Raw genomic sequence first — 19508 nt, 5'->3', positions numbered from 1 at the left:
ACTGATCCGACCGCGCAGCACCGTGATGTGTCAGGTGGGGCCGCCTGACAATCCGGGCGGCTGTGCGGTCGGAGGGGTGAGACCAAGGAAGGGAGCCTCTCATGTCGACACTCAATCACGACACGTCGGTCCTCGTCATCGGCGGCGGGTATTCCGGGGCGCTTGCGGCCAACCGGCTGCGGAAGCGCCCGGAGGTGCGCGTCACGCTGATCAATCCCCGGCCGATGTTCGTCGAGCGGGTACGGCTGCACCAGCTCGTGGCCGGCACCGCCGCGGCGATCGTGGACTACCGGAGGATCCTCGCGCCCCCGGTCGACCTGGTGGTCGACACCGTCACGCGAATCGACCCCTCGGGGCGCGGCGTGCTCCTCGCCTCGGGGCGCACCCTGCCGTACGACCGCCTGATCTACGCCGTGGGCAGCACCGGCGAGCCTCCGGCATCCGTTGCCGGCGCCCGCGAGCACGCGCTGTCGGTCGCCGAGTTCGAGTCGGCGCAGCGGGCGCGCGCCGCGTTGGACGTGCTGCCGGCGGACGCCCCGATCACCGTGATCGGCGGCGGGCTGACCGGGATCGAGACGGCCACCGAGCTGGCCGGGACGGGCCGGTCGGTCACGCTCGTCTGCGCCGAGGGACTCTCGCCGTACCTGAGCGACCGCGTACGTCGTCACATCGCACGGTGGATGTCGCGGCACGGTGTGGTCGTGCTCGAACGGCAGCGTGTGGTCGAGGTGAGACGCACGGCGGTGGTGCTGGCCGACGGCACGGTGCGCGCGAGCGCGCTGACGCTCTGGACGGCCGGATTCGGGGTGCCGACGCTGGCCGCCGACAGCGGGCTGCGCACCGATGCGGTGGGACGGCTGCTCACTGACGAGACGCTCACGAGTCTTGACGACGATCGGATCGTGGCCACCGGCGACGCCGCCGCGCCATCGGGGCGACCGCTGCGCATGAGCCGCCAGGCCGCAGGCCCGCTCGGCGCCCAGGCCGCCGACACCGTGCTGAGTCGCATCGCCGGAACCGAGCCGAGGGCGATCGACCTCGCCCTCACCGGTGCGTGCGTCAGCCTCGGACGCCGCGCCGCCGTCCGGCAGTTCGCGCACAAAGACGACGTCGCGATGGATGGCTGCCTGTCCGGCGGCCTCGGCGTGGCATACAAAGAGCTGTCGACGAGGGTCGCCGTGGGCAAGATCCGCCTCGAGGCGCGTCGGCCCGGTTCCGTTCCCTGGCCTCGGGGAGGACGCCGGCCGGAGACAGTGGATGCCGGGGACATCGCCCTCGTGCGGGCGAGCGGGGTCACGTCATGACGGAGCGCATCACCGCGGCATCCGTCGTGGAGCGCCGGACCGATGCGAGCGGATGGGTCTTCCGCGGGGTCGTGAGCGCCCACATGGTGGCGCTCATCGGCCAGCCGGTGTTCGCCGGGATCCTCCTCTCCGGCGACCATGGCGGCCTCGGTCTGCACCTGATCGGCGCCAACCTGACCACGGCGATCGGCTATCTGCAGGTGATCGTCGCGATCGTCATCCTGGTGCGGCTGGGCCGACGGTGGCCGTTCGCGTCCTCCCTGGCGATCGCCGTCGCCGAGACCGCGCAGTATTACGCCGGAATCCACATCGGCCCGTGGCTGCACGTCCCTCTGGGCGTGCTGATCGTCGCTGCGGTGGCGCTTCGAGCTCGCCGCCGCCTGGCGCCTGCCGCTGGTGCGGGTCAGCCCATCGTCCCCTCGAACAGTCCGATCACGTTGCCGTCCGGGTCTTCGAACACCGCCCACCAGCTCGTCTCCGAGATCGGGCTCCGCGGGGTGAGGACCTTTCCGCCGGCCTGTTCGACCTGTGCCAGCACGTCCTCGATCGAGTCGACGGTCGAGCAGGATTCGAGAAGCGCGGGGACCGCGGCATCCGTAACGTGGGATCCACCACGACGAAGGGGAAGGCTCATGGCCGAGAAGACAGCCGAGAAGACGACGAAGAGCGGGTTCAGCGCCGACGAGCGGGCCGCGATGAAGCAGCGGGCGGCGGAACTGCGCGCCGAGAAGCAGGCGGCCAAGGGCGCGGAGAAGCGCGAGCAGGGGCTCCGGTCGCTCCAGGAGGCGATCGCCGCGCTGGAGGGATTGGACCGGGAGCTCGCCGAGAAGCTGCACGAGATCGTGACCGAGGTGGCCCGCAGCTCGAGCCGAAGACCTGGTACGGCTTCCCGTCCTATGCCAAGGACGGCAGCGTGCTGTGCTTCTTCCAGCCGGCGAGCAAGTTCAAGGCGCGCTACGCCACCCTGGGCTTCAACGACGGCGCCCAGCTGGACGACGGGTCCATGTGGCCCACGGTCTATGCGCTGATCGAGTTCACCCCCGAGGTCGAGGAGCGGGTGCGCGCACTGGTCGCGAAAGCCGCCGGCTGACTCCCCTCGGGTGACGGGGCGGGGGCGGGGGCGGGCGCGCGGAGAGTGCGGCCGACGGGCGGCAGTGGCAGGCTGAAGGGATGACGCTTCTCGACGATCCCCAGACGGCCGCAGCCGCTCACGCGGCGGCATCCCCCGCACTCCCCTCGACGAGGCCACCGTCGCGCACTGGCGCGAGCAGTTCCTGGCCGATCCGTCCGCCGTCCGTGCGATGAACGCCGTCACCCGCACTCCGATCGACGAGGTCGCCCTGAACCGGGCGCGGGTGGTCGACACGCGGCTGAGCATGTCGCACCGGCTGGACGACTGGGCGGCGACGAACCAGCAGAAGTCGGGGCGCTGCTGGCTGTTCGCGGCACTGAACCTCCTGCGGGCCGATGCCCGGCGCATCCTGCACGTGAAGGACTTCGAGTTCAGCCAGAACCACGCGATGTACTGGGACAAGATCGAGCGGGCCAACTACTTCCTCGACGACATGATCCAGCTCGCCGACACCGCGCCGGACGATCGCCTGATGGCGTTCCTGCTCGAGCAGCTGATGGGCGACGGCGGCCAGTGGAACATGGAGGTCTCGGTCTTCGCCAAGCACGGCGCCGTGCCCAAGGAGCTGATGCCCGAGACCGAGTCTTCGGCGAACACGGCGCGGATGAACTCGTCGCTGCGCACCCAGCTGCGCCGTGGGGCGCGGATGCTGCGCCAGGCCGCCGCGGCGGATGCGGCATCCGATGAGCTCCAGCGGCTGAAGGAGCAGATCCTCGCCGACACGCACCGGATCCTCACGATCCACCTGGGGGTGCCGCCGACCGAGTTCGAGTGGCAGTGGAGAGATGACGAGAGGCAGTTCCACCGCGCCGGCTCGTTCACCCCGCAGTCCTTCCTCGCCGCGTACACCGACATCGACCTGGCCGACTACGTGTGCCTGGTGGATGACCCGCGACCCGAGCACCCGAAGGGCGCCGCGCTGACCGTCGCGCATCTGGGCAACGTGGTCGGCGGCGACCCGGTCGTCTACCTGAACGTGGACATCGACCTGATCAAGCGGATCGCCGCGCAGACGATCGTCGACGGCGAGCCGGTCTGGTTCGGGTGCGACGTGGGTCCGCAGATGGCGCGCAAGGACGGGCTGTGGGCGGCCGACCTGTTCGACTACGCCGGCGTGTACGGGGTCGACCTGTCCACGACCAAGGAGGAGCGGGTCCGCTTCGGAGAGTCGGCGATGACGCACGCGATGCTGTTCACCGGTGTCGACCTCGACGAGGACGGCGCGGCCCGCCGCTGGCGGGTGGAGAACAGCTGGGGCACCGAGAACGCCGACAAGGGCTTCTACACGATGGCCGGCTCGTGGTTCGACGAGTACGTCTTCGAGGTGGTGGTGCGCAAGGACCGGCTGCCGGCCGAGCTGCAGGCGGCGCTGACGACCGAGCCGCTCGAGCTGCCGGCGTGGGACCCGATGGGTGCCCTGGCCTGAGCGCACGCGGTCTCGGCGGATACGCTGAGACCGGCCCCGGCGGAAGGAACCAGCGGTGAGCGCCTTGACGATTGTGCTGGATGTCGCGGTCATCGTGATCGCCACGGTCGTGGCCATGGTCGTGATCGGCGCGTTCGCCCGGCGGGTGCTCGGCATCCGCGTGAGCATCGTCCGCGTCGTCATCGCCGGCATCCTGGGGCTCGGCGCCGAGGTCGGCTTCGAGTCGCAGTTCGTGTGGGGCGCCTACACGCCGGCGCTGATCCCGGTCCAGTTCGGGATCATCCTGTTCGTGGCGATCGCGTTCCTCGTGCTCGCCGAGGTGGCCGTGCCCCAGGGCACGCTGCCGCGGCCGGATCAGTGGGCCGCGGCGATGCGCCGCAAGCCGGGAGCGCACCCGGCGCTATGCCGAGCGTTGCGGATCGCGTCGCATCACCGGCTGCTGCCGTTCAAGATCAACACCGAGCCGACCAACGCCGGCGCGGCCGAGCGGCGCCGCCAGGCCGTCGCGCTCACCGCCGCGCTGGAGGACGCCGGCGGCGCATTCGTGAAGATCGGCCAGCTGCTGTCGACCCGCACCGACGTGCTGCCGGTCGAGTTCACCGAGGCGCTCGGCCGACTGCAGCAGCGCGTGCCGCCGGCACCCTGGGAGCAGATCGCGCCGACGCTGGGGGCGTCGCTGGGCCGGCCGGTCTCGGAGGTGTTCGCCGACTTCCGCGAGGAGGCCGTGGCCGCGGCATCCATCGGGCAGGTGCACGAGGCGACGCTTCCGTCGGGGCAGCGGGTGGCGGTCAAGGTGCAGCGACCCGGCATCGTGCCGCTGGTCGAACGCGACATCGATATCGCCCTGCGGCTGTCGCGGCGGCTCGCGCAGTCGACCGGATGGGCGCGCCGGTTCGGACTCGACGAGCTCGCCGACAGCCTGGCCGCGAGCCTGCGCGACGAACTCGACTATCGGGTCGAGGCATCCAACATCGCCGCGATGGAAGCGGTGCAGGAACGGCGCCCGAAGGGGGAGCGGCTGCGCATCCCCCATTTCATCGCCGCGCTCAGCTCGCGCGACGTGCTCGTGATGGAGTACCTCAGCGGCACGACCCTGAGCGAGGGCGGTGCCGCCGACCGCATCCCGGAGGCGCAAGCGCCGGGCGCTGGCGGTGCGACTGTTCCAGGGCACGCTGGAACAGATCATGGATGCCGGGGTGTTCCACGCCGATCTGCACCCGGGCAACGTGATGGTCACCGACGACGACGATCTCGCGCTGCTGGACTTCGGGTCGGTCGGCCGACTGGACTCGGAGGTGCGGCGGCAGATCACCGACGTGCTGCTGGCGTTCTCGCGCGGCGATGCGCGTGCGTTCGCCGACACCCTGATCACATTCGTCGAGCTGCCGGACGACCTGGACGAGTTCATGCTTGCGCCGTCAGATCGGCGAGTTCATGTCGCGGTACCTCGGGGCCGGATCGGTGCTGGACGCCTCGGCCTTCACCGAGGTCATCGGCATCCTCGGCGCGCACGGACTGGCGGTGCCGCCGGAGCTGACGGCGGCCTTCCGTGCGATCGCGACCGTGGAGGGCAGCGCCCGCGTGCTGGTCCCGGACTTCGAGCTGGTCCCCGCCGCCGCGGCCTACGCGCAGGAGCGCCTCGTCGCGGGACGGAAGCCGGACGCGCTGGCGCGTGCGGTGGGGGATGAGCTGCTCGGCGCGCTCCCGATCGCGCGGCGCCTGCCGCGGCGGATCGACGACATCAGCGGACAGCTGGCCGCCGGGCGGCTCAACCTCAACGTGCGCCTCCTCGCGGACCGCCGCGACCGGGCGCTGCTGCGCGAGTTCATCAACCTCGCCGCGATCACATTCCTCGCCGGCGTGTTCGGCGTGATGGCCGCGATGCTCCTCACCAGCGGCGGCGGGCCCGAGATCACGCCGACCCTGAGCCTGTTCCAGGTGTTCGGCTACCTGCTGGTGCTCGTGTCGGGCGTGCTCACGCTGCGCGTGGTGTTCGATGTCCTCCGCCGAAGGTGAACGGCCGAGGCACAATGGAGGCATGATCGTGACACCGGACGTGATCGGCGTGGTCGTCGCCGTCTTCGTCGCGGCGGTCGGATTCGCGGGCGTGATCGCGGGGATGCTGCATCGCCAGACGCTCCGCTTGGACGCCCGGTTCGACAAGATGGACGCCCGGTTCGACAAGGTGGACGAGCGGTTCGACAAGGTGGACGAGCGGTTCGCCCGCGTCGAAGCCGAACTCGTCGAGGTGAAGATCGCGGTGGCCCGCATCGAGGGCCCGCGGCCGCCGTTCACGCTCGCCCGCTGAGGGTCGCGGCTCAGTCGTCGTCGAGCAGTGCCGCCGCGTACATCGGCCGTGCGGCGTCGGCGCTCGGCGGATGGAACAGCCCGGCCGCGGCATCGCGGTAGAGGCGGCTCACCTCGTTCGCGTTGCCGAACCCGCTGCCGCCGGCGCAGGTCAGGGCCGCCTCGGCAGCCCGCCGCGCCGCGTTGGACGCGTTGATCCGGGCCGAGACCAGGCGCAGCGGCCAGCCGGTGCCGTGATCGACGAGGTCGTCGAAATCGCGAGCGTAGGCGTCCAGCTTGCGCGGGAACGGCCATGTAGTCCATCAGCGCGTCGGCGAGCCGGGCGCGTGATTCCGGGATCTCGGCGAGGGATGCTCCGGCCTTCGCCGACTTCCGACGCTTCAGGCCCGCGGCGCCCAGGTCGAGCGCCCGTCGGGCGACACCGGCGTAGACCGCGCCGATCAGCAGCTGGAAGTTGCTCGTGATCGCGAAGGTCAGCAGATCCGGCACCCGCCCGGGCGCGATCCGGCGGGCGACCCGGTCGGCGCGCATCGGAACGTCCTTCAGGATGGTCGCGCGACTCTGTGAGGCGCGCATGCCGAGCACATCCCAGTCGTCCGAGACCGTGATGCCCCCGGCATCCCGCTCGATGAATCCGTACACGAGCATCGGGTCGCCGGTCGTGTCCAGCCCGTGCACGATCAGCCGGGTCCACACCGGCGACAGCGACGTGAAGATCTTCACCCCGGACAGGCGGTACCCGCCGTCGCCGGTCGGCGCGGCCACCGTGTTCGACCCCTGCAGCACCCAGTCGTTGCTGGGCTCGCTGATCCCGAAGGCGAAGATCTCGTCGGCCATCACGTCGTCGAACACCCAGGTCAGCGAGCGGTCGCCCCGATCGACCATCGCCTTGACCACGCCGGTGCACAGCAGGTGCATGTTGACCGCGAGCGCCGTGGCCGGCGCCGCACCGGCGAGCCGCTGCTGCAGACGCGACACCTCGGAAAGGCCGAGCCCCGGGCCGCCGAACTCGACCGGCACGAACAGCCGCAGGTATCCGCGCTCGCGCAAGCTCGGTCAGGTCCTCGTCGAAGAAGCGGTTCTCCCGGTCGTACACCGCGGCGCGCTCGCGGAATCGCTCGAGCAGTGCATCGGGCAGGTACTGCTCGGCGAGCTGGGCGTGGCGGGCTTCTCGGTCCATCGGGCTCTCCTCATCCGCGGGCGATCACGATCGCCCCGTTGTGTCCGCCGAATCCGAAGGATGTCGACAGGACGGTGTCGATGCGTTCGCGGCGTGGTGCCGCGACAACATTCCAGTCCGGGAATGCAGGGTCGTCGAGGTTGAGCGTCGGCGGCAGGACCTCGTCCCGCAGCGTCTGCACCGCGATGATCGCCTCCACCACGCCGGACGCCCCGAGCAGGTGACCCGTGCTCGACTTGGTGGCGCTGATCGGGATGCTGCGGGCCCGCCCGCCGAGGGCGGCGGCCAGGGCGTTCAGCTCGGCCGCATCGCCGGCGGGGGTGCCGGTGCCGTGCGCGTTGATGTGTGCGATCTCGGCGGCGCCGAGGCCGGCATCGGCCAGGGCCTGCGTGATGGCATCGGCCCCGCCCCGGCCGTCGGGATGCGGCGCCGTCGGATGGTGCGCGTCGCTGGCCGCCCCGAATCCGGCGAGCCGGGCGAGGACGGCCGCACCGCGGGCGTGGGCCGAATCCTCGGACTCGAGCAGGATCGCCGCGGCGCCCTGGGCCATGACGAACCCGCGGCGTCCCGCATCGAACGGACGGGACGCGGCGGTGGGGTCGTCCTCGTACCCGGATGCCAGTGCACGCATATTCGCGTTCGACGACAGGTTCACCGGGTTCAGGCAGTCCTCCATGCCGACCACCAGCACGGCGTCGGCGTAGCCGTGACGGATGCGCCGCAAGCCCCTCGCCCAGCCCGACCGCGCCGCTCGCACAGGTCGCGGACACGCCTTGCGCCGGGCCGCGGATGCCGTAGCGCTGGGTGAGCAGGGCGGCCGCGGCATCCGGTGCGCCGTGCATGGACAGGCTGAGCGGCACGGCGCGCGGGCCGCGCTCGTCGTACGCCCGGGTGGCCTGCTGCATCGCGTCGACCGGTCCCGAGCCGGTGGCGGCGATCACCGCGACCCGCAGCGGATCCCACGGCAGCTCGGCGGTCAGCGGGAATGCCGCCGCCTGCGCCAGCGCCTGGTCGGCCGCCGCGATCGCCCAGTGCTGCACCGGGCTGAGCCGCCGGGCCAGCGCATGGCTCAGTGCGGGGCCCGGTGCGGGACCTGATGCGGGACCTGATGCGGGACCTGGTGCGGGGTCCGGTGCGGGACCTGATGCGGGACCTGATGCGGGGTCCGGTGCGGGGCCCGGCGCGGTCTCGAACCCGCGCACCCGCCCGCCGATCCGGACGGCGAGTCCGGCGAACTCGGGCTCGTCGAGCACCGTGATCGCGCTGCGGCCGGTGGCCACGGCATCCCACAACGCGGGCACGTCCAGACCGCTGGGGGTGACCGCGCCCATCCCGGTGACGACGACCTGCCTCATCCGTCCGCTCCCCCGTCATCCTCGGCCGAGCCGAGGAGATATGCCCGGGCGCGGGCGAAATCGGGCCGGATCATCCTCGCTTCGGCAGATCTCCTCGGCTGGGCCGAGGGCCGGCGGCGCCCAGCGTCGAAGGCGAGGGAGGCGGGGGCAGTGGATGCCGCGGCCAGGGCCCCGCCCGCGGCCAGAACCCCGCGCGCGGCGAGCGCCACGCCCGCGGTCGGAACCCCGCGCGCGGCCAGTGCCACGCCCGCGGTCGGAACCCCGCGCGCGGTCGGAACCCCGCCCGCGGTCGGAACCCCGCCCGCGGTCGGAACCCCGTGCGCGGTCGGAACCCCGCCCCCGCTCACAGCCGGGCCGCCAGTCCGTCGTCCACCAGCTCGGTGGTGGCAGGGCGGCGGATCTTGCCGCCCACAGTCCGGGGCAGGGCCTCGATGCGATACCAGCGGCGCGGCACGAACTGCGGCGCGAGTCGCTCCCGCGCCCAAGCGATCAGCTCGTCCTTGCCGGGCCCGTCGCCCTCGACCACCAGCGCGACCACGCTTCCCAGGCCGCGGTCCGCGAGCGCCACCGCGCAGACGGCGCCGAGCCCCGGCATCCCGTCGAATGCCCGCTCGACCTCGGTGAGGGCGACCTTGTGTCCGCCGGTGATCGTGATGTCTCCGGCCCGGCCGACCAGCTCGCAGGCGGCCGTCGACGAGCCGCCCCTGGTCGTGCACGGTGGCCCACCCGCTGGGGTCCTTGAGCGGCTCGGTGGTCGTCGCCGAGATATACCCGTCCGAGCATGCGTCGGCGCGGATCCAGACCGTGCCGAGTTCGCCGTCGGGCACCGGGGCGCCGACATCGTCGCGCACCTGTGCGCCGATCCCCTCGTAGACCGAGATGAACGTGCCGTCGCCGTCGCGGCTGTCGCCGATGAACCCGATCTCGGCGGCGCCGTAGTAGCTGATCAGCCGCACTGCGGGAAGCACGGCGCGCAGCCCCGCGCGGAGGGATGCCGGCAGGTTCGCACCGCCGGTGACCACCACCTCGAGCCCGGTGATGTCGTGGCGTCGGCGCCGGGCCACGTCGGTGAGCGCTTGCACGACGGCGGGCACCGCCACGACCCGGGTGATCTGCTCGTCGCGGATGCGGCGACCGAGCGCGACCGGATCGAACGCATCCGCCACGTGTGCGCTGCCGCCGGTGGCCAGGCACTCGATCAGCGCATACAGGGTCAGGCTGTACGAGACGGGTCCCGGTGCGAGAGTCGCCACCCCGGGCAGCGGCTCGAGATGCGCCGCCGAGACCGCCACGTTCGCGCGGTACTGCCGCCGGGTCTTCAGGAACGCCTTCGGGTTGCTGGTGGTGCCCGACGAGAACAGCAGCAGGAACGGCTCGTCGCCATCCCGCACGCCCGGCTCGGGGTTCGACCCCGCCCCCGTCGGGACGGATGCCTCGACCTGCATGAACTCCGCGAGGCTGAGGATCGCACCGCCCCAGCCTCGCGCGTGCAGCGCCTCGGCGAGGTCGGCCTGGTCGCTGATGACCACGCCGATGCCGGTGGCCAGGACCACCGCGATGCGATGGGTGAGCGGCCAGCGCGGGTCGATGGTCGCCGAGACGGCGCGGAACCCGGCCAGGCCGGCCACGATGCGGGCGGTGTGGAACGCCGACGTGACGCTGATCGCGGTGATCGGGATGCCGCCGGTCTCGCGAGCCGGCGTCGGCGGCCGGGTCTGTGCCGCGTGCAGCTGATCGACGGCCGCGAACATGCGGCGCGAGTCGGCGACGAGCTCGGCGTAGGTGAGGCGACCGTCCGGTCCGACGATGGCGAGGCGTTCGGGATGTCGTGCCGCGACATCCAGCATCGCCCCCGTGATCGGCACCGTGACCTCCGCTTCCCCGGTCAGTCTATTCGGGATTCCCCGGTCGGGCCCGGGCGAGGGGGCCGTCACCTCATCCGTTCGGATGAGAGAAGGATCGGCCATCTTCCCGACGTGCCCGGCGCCGGCGACGGCTGGACTGGGGACCATGCTGCGTGTTCTGCGTTCGATCCCCTCCGTCCTGACCTCCCGCCGTGGTGCGTGGTGGTCGCTGGCCGTCGCCGCCGTGCTGCTGGTGCTGGCAATGGGCGCGCTCGGCCGCGCCGATCTCGACGCGGGCAACGAGGCCGCCCCGCCGCAGTCCGAATCTGCACGGGCCGCCACGGCCGCCGACCGGTTTCCCGGTGCCGAGTGCCAGACCCTGCTGATCGTGGCGAGCCGCGACGACGGCGCCCAGCTGACCGCCGGCGACACCGCGGCTCTCGGCACCCTGATCGATCCGGTCGGCACCGCCACCGGGATCGCCCCGCTCGGGCCGTTCCCCAGCGACGACGGCCGGGCCGCGGTGATCCAGGCGACCGTGGATGTCGGTGCCGACGGCGACGCGAAGGCGGCCGTGACCACGGTGCGCGATGCCGTCGCCGCGCACCCGATCTCTGGCGTGGCAGTGCAGGTGACCGGCGGTCCCGCGTTCGGCGTGGACGTCGCGGCCGCGTTCGACGGCGCCGACTTCACCCTGCTGCTGGTGACGATCGTGATCGTCGCGCTGCTGCTGATCCTGACCTATCGCTCGCCGGTGCTCTGGATGATCCCGCTGGTGGTCGTCGCCCTCGCCGATGAGCTCGCCGGCAGCGCCACCGTGGCGGTCGGCAACGCCCTGCAGCTGCAGTTCGACACCGGCATCGTCAGCGTGCTCGTGTTCGGTGCCGGCACGAACTACGCGCTGCTGCTGGTGTCGCGCTATCGCGAGCAGCTCGCCGTCGACACCGACCACCGGCGTGCGCTCGCCCGGGCATGGCGGGGCACGGCGGGCGCGATCGTCGCGTCGAACCTGACCGTGGTGCTGTCCCTGGCCACCCTGGTGCTCGCGGTGATCCCCGGCACCCGGGGCCTGGGGGTGGCATCCGCTGTCGGCCTGCTGATCGCCCTGGTCGCGGTGCTGTTCCTGCTGCCGCCGCTGCTGGCGGTGTGCGGGCGCGGGGTGTTCTGGCCGTTCGTGCCGCGTCCCGACCGGCCGCGCGAATACGGTCGGGCCTGGCGTGGTGTGGCCGAGCGTGTGGTGCGCCGGCCGTGGCTGCCCCTCGTGGGCGGAGCGGTGCTGCTGGGTGTGATGGCCGCCGGCCTGTTCGGCACCACCGTCGGGCTCACCCAGGTGGAGAAGTTCCGCGTGCCGTCCGAGTCGGCTGCCGGTCTCACGGTGCTCGGCGCGCACTTCGATCCGGGCCTGGCGCAAGCCGATGATCGTGATCGCCGACACGGCGGCGGCGGATGCCGTCACCGACGCGATCGCGGATGTTCCCGGCGTCGTGCGGGTCACGGCATCCGGCACCAGCGCCGATGACGCGCAGACCCGCCTGGTCGTCACCGGCGAGCCCGCGCCGGGCACCCCGGAGAGCCTCGAGCTGGTGCAGACCGTGCGCGATGCCGCCCGCGCCGTCCCCGGCGCCGATGCCCTCGTCGGCGGGCCGGTGGCCACCGACCTGGATGCGCGCGCCGGCAACCTGCGCGATTTCGTCCTGATCACGCCGCTCATCCTCGGCATCAGCCTGGTCGTGCTGATCGGCCTGCTGCGCGCCCTCGTGGCCCCGGTGCTGCTGCCGTGCGTGAACGCGCTCAGCGCGGTGGCCGCGATCGGCGCCGGCGCCTGGCTCGGCCGGGTGCTGTTCGGCTGGGAGGCGCTGGATCTGCAGGTGCCGCTGCTCGGGTTCCTGTTCCTGGTGGCGCTCGGCATCGACTACACGATCTTCCTCGTGCACCGCGCCCGCGGCGAGGCGCAAGCGGCGGGGCACGCGCGCCGGGATCGTGCGCGCGGTCGCCTCGACGGGCGGGGTGATCACCAGTGCCGGCCTGGTGCTGGCGGCGGTGTTCGCCGCCCTCGGGGTGCTGCCGCTGGTCACGCTCGGCCAGATCGGGCTGATCGTGGGGGTCGGGGTGATCGTCGACACGTTCGTCGTGCGCACGCTGATCGTGCCCGCGCTGTTCGCCGTGCTCGGCGACCGGATGTGGTGGCCGAGCCGGATCCGCCCCTCCGCCGGCCCGTCCGCCGACGGCGTCGACGAATCGGCCGGTGACGGGGGAGAATCGAAGGATGTCGACACCCATCCCGTCTCGGTCGCCGCGCGATAGCGCGCCGGCGCCGCGGTCCTGGGCGGGGCTGGTCGGGTCGATCCGGCTCGGCCAGGCGCTGATCACGGCGACGCTGCTGATCGCGGGCGCCGTCCGGGCCGCCGCCGACGGCGTGCCGATCGCGCTGACCGCGGCGGTCGCCGTCGCGTTCGCGGGCTGGTACGCCGCCGGCCTCGTGCTGAGCACCCGCACCGCCGACCGGCCGCTGGCCGCGTGGTGGCTGCTGGGACTGGCTCTGATCTGGGTGGGCGCCGTCGCCGTCAGCGCCGAGTTCGTCTGGCTGGCGTTCTCGCTGTGGCTGCTGGCCGGCTTCGCGCTGCGGATGCGGTGGGCGATCCCGTACAGCCTGATCGTGCTGGTCGTCGTGCTGGTCGCGCCCGTCGCCCACACCGGCAGCACGTCGTCGGCCAACGTGATCGGGCCGGTGGTGGGCGGCCTGTTCGCCCTGGGCATTGCGCGCGGCTACCTCGAACTCGTCCGGGACGGCCGCGAGCGCCGGCTGCTGATCGCGTCGCTGGTGGCCGCACAGGACGAGACCGCCGCGCTGCAGGACGAGCTGGCGCGCACGCAGCGCGAGTCCGGCGTGCACGCCGAGCGCACCCGGCTCTCGCGCGACATCCACGACACCGTCGCGCAGAGCATGACCTCGATCGGGATGCTGGCGCGCGGCGCCCTGGACGGCGCCGAGCGGGGGACGGGGGCCGAGGCATCCCGTGCCCTGCGGCAGATCGACGAGCTGGCCCGCGACGGACTGGCCGACACCCGACGGATCGTGAACGCGCTCATGCCGGCCGAACTGGACGGCACGGCGCTCGGCGACGCCCTGGCGCGCATGCTGGACCGGCTGCAGGACGAGACCGGCATCCGCACCGAGCTGCACGTGGATGCCGGCTTCCCCGCGCTGGCACCGGCCACCGAGGTCGCCCTGCTGCGGGTCACCCAGTCCGCGCTGGCCAATGTGCGCTCGCACGCCGACGCGCGCCGGGTGGTGGTGACGCTGGCGGATGCCGGGGACACCGTCCGGCTGGATGTGGCCGACGACGGCACCGGCTTCGACGCGCAGCGGTGGAACGCCCGCGCCGCGCGCGCCGGCGACGGCGGCTATGGGATGCGGGCGATGCGGACCCGGCTGCGCGAACTCGGCGGCGGGCTGGACGTGGAGAGCACCCCCGGGGAGGGCACCGCGCTGTCGGCGCATCTGCCGCGGCTGGCCGAGGCGCGTCCGTGACCGGGTCGGACCGGGGCGCGGACCGGGGCGCGGACCGGGGCGCGGACCGGGGCGCGGACCGGGGCGCGGACCGGGTGCGGTTGATCCTCGTCGACGATCACCCGATCGTGCGCACCGGGGTGCGGGCGCTGCTGACCGGGCAGAGCGACGTCGAAGTGGTCGGCGAGGCCGGCTCCGGCGACGAGGCCGTGGCCCTGGCACGGCACCTGCGCCCCGACGTGGTGCTGTGCGACCTGCGCCTGGGCGAGGGGATGGACGGGATCGCGACGACCGTGGCGCTGCGCGGGCTGCCGCATCCGCCCGCCGTCCTCATGCTCACCACCTTCGATCGCGACGCCGAGGTGGTCGGGGCGATCGAGGCCGGAGCCGTCGGCTACCTGCTCAAGGATGTCGAGCCCGCGACGATCGTAGCGGCGGTGCGCGACGCGGCCGCAGGGCGCCTGGTGCTGACCACGGAGCTCAGCCGGCGGCTCGTCACCGCGATGCGCGCCCCGCGGGTGCGCCTGACCGATCGCGAACGCGATGTGCTGCGGTTGCTGGACCGCGGCGCCTCGAACCGCGAGATCGCCCGCGAGCTGTTCGTGACGGAGGCGACCGTGAAGACCCATCTCGCCCATATCTTCACGAAACTCGGTGCCGACAGTCGCTCGCGCGTGCTGGCGGTCGCGCGCGAGACCGGCCTGCTGGAGTGACGACCGCCCGCCCGGATCACCGGGCCGGCGGCGGTGCCGTCGAGTCGCGCGAGCAGCACGGCGGGGTAGTTCCGGGCCATCGGCGTGGTGTCCCCGGAGACGAGCAGAGCCACGGCATCCCTCGCCATCTCGGTCACCTGCTGCGACACCGAGGTGAGGGCGGGCCAGGTGAAAGCGCCCTCTGCTGTGCCGTCGAAGCCCACGACCGACATCTGGCCGGGGATGTCGACGCCGCGCGAGTGCAGCGCGGCCATCAGGCCCATGGCCACCTGATCGGATGCCGCGAACACGGCCGTGATCTCGTCTCGGCGCTCCGCGACCTTCAGTCCCGCATCGAAACCGCTCTGCGGCGTGTATCCGCTGCGGAAGGCCGGACCGGCCGGGATGCCGGCATCCGACAGCGCCCGCCGCCAGCCCGCTTCGCGGGGATCCAGCGTCGACTCCTCGCCGACGAACGCGATCGACCGGTGGCCGAGCCCGAGGAGGTGCTCGACGGCCATCCGCGCGCCCGCGAGGTAATCGGTGCTGAAGGTGGGGTGCCCCGACCGGGCGCTGAACTGGTTCAGGTACACCAGCGGGATGCGGTTGCGCTCGATGATGCTGAGCTCCTGCGCGGTGAGGGTGTCGGCGCTGACGATGCCCTCCAGCTGCCTGCGAGGTCAGCCCGGCGATCTCGTCGCCGTCCGCAGAGCGGCGCTCCCGCGCGTTCAGGGTCAGCACCATCAGGTCGTGCGTGTGCGCGGCGCCGTCCAGCGCGGCCACCATCTCGGCGAAGAACGGGTTGCGCTGGTCGGGCACGATGAACCCGATCATCGTCGACCGGCCGCGGCTGAGAGCGCGTGCGGCCGCATTCGGCCGGTACCCGAGGGCGTCGGCCGCGGACCGCACGCGTTCTCGCGCCTGATCCGAGACCGGTCGGTCCGAGCCGGACAGCACGTAGCTGACCACCGCGGTGCTCACTCCTGCCAGCCGCGCGACGTCCGCTCGCGTGACGGTCCTTCTTCGGCCGTCCATCACCATCCGACTCCCCAGAGCCCCTCGTCCGATGTCATGATCCCGGGATGTCGCCGAAATCGGGGACATCCAACCGCTCGCCGTCCCGTCGGACGGACTCGTGGGCGATGATACCCGGCACGGTGAAGCGAGCCGCCCGCCACGCGTTCACCGGCGGCATCCCGCCGGCGTCGACCGCGACGGCGAAGTCGTCGACGAGGAAGTGGTGGCTGCCCTCGTGCCCGTTCGGCAGCGCCGCGACCGCCGCCGGGATGCGCTCCCGGTGATGCACCGGGGCGTAGCCGGACACGAAACTGGGGCGCAGATCCGGCGCGATGTGCGCCAGCGACGGATCGTCGACGTCCAGCGTGGCGGAGGTCTCCACCAGCCGCGACACGTCCTCGGCCCCTTCCCGGGTGTACCAGAAGGCGGCGGTGGCGACCTCCTCGAAGCTCGCCTCCGTGCCGAAATAGCGGAAGCGCGATTCGCGGATGTGCGACGGGTAGCCGACCCGACGGAACTCGTTCGTCCGGAACGAGCCGCCGCCGGCGACCTCGAACAGGGCCGTAGCGTTGGAGATGTCGTTGTCGAACATGCTCACCGACCGGTCGAACACGCCGTCACCGCGGGTGTCGCGCACGCCGATCCCGATCGCCTTGGTCACATGCGTGTCCCACGCGCCGAGGATGCCGCCGATCGAGTGCGTGGGATACAGCAGCGGCGGATAGCTCGCCGTGCGCCGCCAGTCCTCGCCCCCGCTGAACCGGTACGCGTCATAGAACCCGAGATCCATGTCGTGCAGGTAGTCGCCCTCGGCGTAGAAGAGCCGGCCGAACGCGCCGGCCTCGTTCCGATCGCGGGCCAGCACCGTCGCCGGGTTGTAGAAGCTGGTCTCGCCCATCATGTAGACCAGGCCGCTGGCGGTGACCGCGTCGATGATGGCGCCGATCTCGTCGACGCTGATGCCCATCGGCACCGTCGAGTAGACGTGCTTGCCGGCCCGCAGCGCCTGCACCGCGAGAGCCCCGTGCGTCCACCGCTGGGTGAAGATCGCGACGGCATCCACGCGAGGGTCGGCCAGCATCTGATCGAACGAGTCGAACGTGCCGGACAGGCCGTACCGCGCCACCAGCCGGTCCGCGCGCTCGGACACGACATCCGTGACCCAGACCTCGCCGATCAGGGGATGGTGTGTCAGCAGCGGCGCGAACGTGTCCGCGAACTGGCCGGCGCCGACGATGCCGATCGTGAACGGCATGCACGCTCCTCTCCGAACGGTTCGTCCTGCCCGCTCCAGCATCCAGCAGTCATCTACCCGCGTCAAGGTGCGGCCGTGTCGGCGCGCCCGCGATACCGTCATTTCAGCGATACTGAAGGGCGAATCCGCATCGTCACTTGAATATGTTCAGTTACGCGGGTAGATTCCTTGCCACACACCTCGAGGGCTGGTCGGGATCACAGGGAAGTGAGCAGATGAGCGCACGGAGAAGGACGATGGCGTGCGGTGTCGTGGCGGGCCTGGCCGCCGTCGGCATCGTGCTGACCGGGTGTTCCGGTGGTGGCGGCGGCACGGGCGGCACGGCGAAACTCGAGATGCAGACCGGCCTCGGCTCGGCCGATCCGACCCTCACCGTGCTGCAGGACATCACCAAGACCTGCACGCCGGCCGACACCACGATCGACCTCGTTCCGATGACGAACACGTACGAGGCCGACATGAAGACCCGCATGGCCTCGGGCGACCTTCCCGACATCTGGTCGACGCACGGCTGGTCGCTGCCGCGCTACAGCCCGTTCCTGGAGCCGTTGAACAAGCAGTCTTGGGCCGACAAGTTCAACACCGCGCTCGCACCGGCCATGCAGAACAAGGACGGCCAGTTCTTCGCCCTGCCGATCACCACCGACGTGGCGGGCATCCTGTACAACAAGGACACGCTGAGCAAGGCGGGCGTCGATCCGTCTACGCTCACGACGTGGGATGCGTTCACCAAGGCACTGGTCACGCTGAAGGATGCCGGCGTCACGCCGCTCTCGTCGTCGTCGAAGGATTCGTGGATGGCCGGCAACGTCGCCGACTTCATGTCGTCGGGCGCCTTCAGCGCCGCCGATCTGGAGAAGTTCACGAAGGGGACCTTCGTCGAGGGCGGGTACACGACCATGCTCGACGAGGTGCAGAAGTGGGCGAAGGCCGGGGACTTCAACCCCGACTTCTCGTCCATCACGATGGACGAGATCGGGCGGGGGCTCGGCAGCGGAGACGTGGGGTTCGTCTTCGTGCAGAACTCGCTGGTGAGCACGGCGCTCGAGCAGAGCCCGGACGCGAAGCTCGGCTTCATCCCGATCCCGTCCTTCGTGGGCGACCCGTACTTCGTCGGCGGGGAGGGCACGGCCTACGGCGTGTGGAACAAGAGCCCGCACAAGAAGCAGGCGCTGGCCTACATCGACTGCCTCGCCCAGCCCGACAACATCAGCAAGCTCGCCAAGGCGCTGGGGGCGATCCCCGGCCTGACGGACGCGACCGCCGATCTCGGCGTCCTGCAGGACAGCTACGACACACTCGTGAAGCCGAACACCTACACGCTGGAGCCGTACTTCGACCGGGTGTACCTGCCCAACGGGATGTGGGACACCATGGTGACCACGACCGGCGGAGTCATCAGCGGCCAGTCGACGCCCGCCGCGGCCGTCGACCAGATGAAGCAGCAGTTCTCCTCGTTGTTCGGCCAGTGACCGCTGGGGGCGGCTTTCGGTGGTGGGGCAGGTCGGGGGGCCGCCCCACCACCGAACGGGAGCGGCCATGACGGCGGTCGCCGGGCGCGGAACCGCCCCGCGCAGAACCGCCCCGCGGCGCCCCGCACGATCGCCGGGAGCGCCGTTCGTGCGGCGCCGGGTCAACCTGCTGTACCTGCCGGCGCTCGCCGTCTTCGCGGTGTTCACGGTGTACCCGCTGGTCAACGGCATCGCCATCTCGCTGACGAAGTGGGATGGCTACAGCCCCACCAGGACGTTCGTCGGGCTCGACAACTACCTGCACATGCTCGCCGATCCCCTGGTCGGCACCGCGTTGCGGAACACGTTCGTGTACGGCTTCGGATCGACGATCCTGCAGCAGGTGATCGGGCTCGCCCTCGCGGTCGCCCTCGACCGCGCCCTGCGCGGACGCAACCTCGCGCGCGCCATCGTCTACCTGCCGGTGCTGGTCTCGCCGGTCGTGATGGGGACGATGTACTACCTGCTGTTCTCGTATTCGTACGGCGGGCTCAACGACATCGTCGTCGCGCTCGGCGGGCAGCGGGTGGCCTGGCTGAGCACCGCGCCGTCGGCGATCACGATCATCGTGCTGGTGAACTCGCTGCAGTTCGTCGGGATCTCCATGGTGATCTACCTGGCCGGACTGCAGTCGATCCCGGTGACCTACTACGAGGCATCCCGAATCGACGGGGCAGGCCCGTGGCAGCAGTTCACCTCCATCACGGTGCCGCTGCCGAGCCCGCGTTCGCCACCAGCATCGTGCTCAATCTCATCGGCGGGCTGAAGCTGTTCGACGTGATCCGGGTGATGACCGGCGGCGGCCCGGGATACTCCACCGACTCGATGTCGACCCTGATCTCGAAGTTCTACTTCGACAACCAGAACGCCGGCTATGCGTCGGCGATCGGCGTGGTCCTGTTCCTCATCATCGCGATCTTCACGCTCGCGCTGAACACCTACTTCAACCGCCGACGGCTGGAGTACGTGTGATG

General features: G+C 71.6%; 12 protein-coding genes and 9 pseudogenes. 14 read left to right on the top strand and 7 right to left on the bottom strand.

Annotated elements, in window-relative coordinates:
* The first annotated feature begins 101 nt into the window (after positions 1 to 101).
* The 7 genes and pseudogenes from L2X98_RS09885 (at position 102) to L2X98_RS09855 (ending at position 6170) form a co-directional block, all read left to right on the top strand.
* A complete protein-coding gene (locus L2X98_RS09885) occupies positions 102 to 1304 on the top strand; it encodes an NAD(P)/FAD-dependent oxidoreductase (protein WP_259610798.1) in 1203 nt (400 codons plus the stop codon).
* A 632-nt stretch (positions 1305 to 1936) separates the two neighbouring features.
* A pseudogene (locus L2X98_RS09875) lies at positions 1937 to 2394 on the top strand (DUF1801 domain-containing protein).
* 130 nt (positions 2395 to 2524) lie between these two features.
* Complete coding sequence (locus L2X98_RS09870) at positions 2525 to 3862, top strand: C1 family peptidase (RefSeq protein ID WP_259613272.1); 1338 nt, start codon at positions 2525 to 2527, stop codon at positions 3860 to 3862.
* A 115-nt stretch (positions 3863 to 3977) separates the two neighbouring features.
* Positions 3978 to 4952: pseudogene (locus L2X98_RS09865) on the top strand (ABC1 kinase family protein); the annotation flags it as partial.
* A 94-nt stretch (positions 4953 to 5046) separates the two neighbouring features.
* Positions 5047 to 5160 (top strand): annotated as a pseudogene (locus L2X98_RS20880) (AarF/UbiB family protein); the annotation flags it as partial.
* Between the two features lie 163 nt (positions 5161 to 5323).
* Positions 5324 to 5878 carry an AarF/ABC1/UbiB kinase family protein gene (locus L2X98_RS09860; protein WP_259610796.1) on the top strand — a complete coding sequence of 185 codons (555 nt, stop codon included), beginning with the start codon at positions 5324 to 5326 and terminating at the stop codon, positions 5876 to 5878.
* Positions 5879 to 5900: 22 nt separating this feature from the next.
* Positions 5901 to 6170 carry a hypothetical protein gene (locus L2X98_RS09855; protein ID WP_259610795.1) on the top strand — a complete coding sequence of 90 codons (270 nt, stop codon included), beginning with the start codon at positions 5901 to 5903 and terminating at the stop codon, positions 6168 to 6170.
* A gap of 10 nt (positions 6171 to 6180) precedes the next feature.
* On the opposite strand, the pseudogene L2X98_RS22275 reads toward L2X98_RS09855, so the two are convergent.
* The 4 genes and pseudogenes from L2X98_RS22275 to L2X98_RS09835 all read right to left on the bottom strand — a co-directional run.
* Positions 6181 to 7349: pseudogene (locus L2X98_RS22275) on the bottom strand (acyl-CoA dehydrogenase family protein).
* Positions 7350 to 7359: 10 nt separating this feature from the next.
* Positions 7360 to 8704, bottom strand: a pseudogene (locus tag L2X98_RS09845) (beta-ketoacyl-[acyl-carrier-protein] synthase family protein).
* 343 nt (positions 8705 to 9047) lie between these two features.
* The gene (locus L2X98_RS09840) at positions 9048 to 9299 is read right to left on the bottom strand and encodes an AMP-binding enzyme (RefSeq protein WP_259613271.1); all 252 of its coding nucleotides are present in this window, start codon (positions 9297 to 9299) and stop codon (positions 9048 to 9050) included.
* 232 nt (positions 9300 to 9531) lie between these two features.
* Positions 9532 to 10551, bottom strand: a pseudogene (locus tag L2X98_RS09835) (AMP-binding protein); the annotation flags it as partial.
* Positions 10552 to 10714: 163 nt separating this feature from the next.
* Between L2X98_RS09835 and L2X98_RS20870 the strand changes: the two are divergent.
* The 4 genes and pseudogenes from L2X98_RS20870 to L2X98_RS09820 all read left to right on the top strand — a co-directional run bounded on the left by L2X98_RS20870 (position 10715) and on the right by L2X98_RS09820 (position 14772).
* On the top strand, positions 10715 to 12067 hold the full coding sequence (locus L2X98_RS20870; protein WP_354002734.1) for an MMPL family transporter: 1353 nt from the start codon (positions 10715 to 10717) through the stop codon (positions 12065 to 12067).
* Positions 11964 to 12852 (top strand): annotated as a pseudogene (locus tag L2X98_RS20865) (MMPL family transporter). The gene L2X98_RS20870 and the pseudogene L2X98_RS20865 overlap by 104 nt, the downstream one beginning before the upstream one ends.
* Positions 12815 to 14080, top strand: coding sequence for a sensor histidine kinase (locus L2X98_RS09825; RefSeq protein WP_259610794.1), 1266 nt, complete (start codon positions 12815 to 12817; stop codon positions 14078 to 14080). Before L2X98_RS20865 ends, L2X98_RS09825 begins: the two are co-directional and overlap by 38 nt.
* A gap of 74 nt (positions 14081 to 14154) precedes the next feature.
* Positions 14155 to 14772 carry a response regulator gene (locus L2X98_RS09820; protein ID WP_259613270.1) on the top strand — a complete coding sequence of 206 codons (618 nt, stop codon included), beginning with the start codon at positions 14155 to 14157 and terminating at the stop codon, positions 14770 to 14772.
* 104 nt (positions 14773 to 14876) lie between these two features.
* Here L2X98_RS09820 and L2X98_RS20860 read toward each other — a convergent pair.
* The 3 genes and pseudogenes from L2X98_RS20860 to L2X98_RS09815 all read right to left on the bottom strand — a co-directional run.
* Positions 14877 to 15410 (bottom strand): annotated as a pseudogene (locus tag L2X98_RS20860) (substrate-binding domain-containing protein); the annotation flags it as partial.
* A gap of 55 nt (positions 15411 to 15465) precedes the next feature.
* A pseudogene (locus L2X98_RS20855) lies at positions 15466 to 15786 on the bottom strand (LacI family DNA-binding transcriptional regulator); the annotation flags it as partial.
* Between the two features lie 34 nt (positions 15787 to 15820).
* Entirely contained in the window at positions 15821 to 17023 is a 1203-nt protein-coding gene (locus L2X98_RS09815; RefSeq protein ID WP_259610793.1) for a Gfo/Idh/MocA family protein, read from the bottom strand.
* A gap of 215 nt (positions 17024 to 17238) precedes the next feature.
* Between L2X98_RS09815 and L2X98_RS09810 the strand changes: the two genes are divergently transcribed.
* From L2X98_RS09810 to L2X98_RS09800, 3 genes are all read left to right on the top strand, one after another.
* Positions 17239 to 18495: an ABC transporter substrate-binding protein gene (locus L2X98_RS09810; protein ID WP_259610792.1), complete on the top strand. Its 1257-nt coding sequence runs from the start codon at positions 17239 to 17241 to the stop codon at positions 18493 to 18495.
* A 67-nt stretch (positions 18496 to 18562) separates the two neighbouring features.
* Positions 18563 to 19300, top strand: coding sequence for a carbohydrate ABC transporter permease (locus L2X98_RS09805; protein WP_259610791.1), 738 nt, complete (start codon positions 18563 to 18565; stop codon positions 19298 to 19300).
* Positions 19276 to 19506, top strand: coding sequence for a carbohydrate ABC transporter permease (locus L2X98_RS09800; protein ID WP_259610790.1), 231 nt, complete (start codon positions 19276 to 19278; stop codon positions 19504 to 19506). Before L2X98_RS09805 ends, L2X98_RS09800 begins: the two co-directional genes overlap by 25 nt.
* Positions 19507 to 19508 lie beyond the last annotated feature (2 nt).

The organism is Microbacterium elymi (assembly GCF_021582895.2).
GTDB lineage: Bacteria > Actinomycetota > Actinomycetes > Actinomycetales > Microbacteriaceae > Microbacterium > Microbacterium humicola.
Note: the sequence above shows the minus strand (reverse complement) of the source record. Positions and strands in the feature narration are given on the sequence as shown.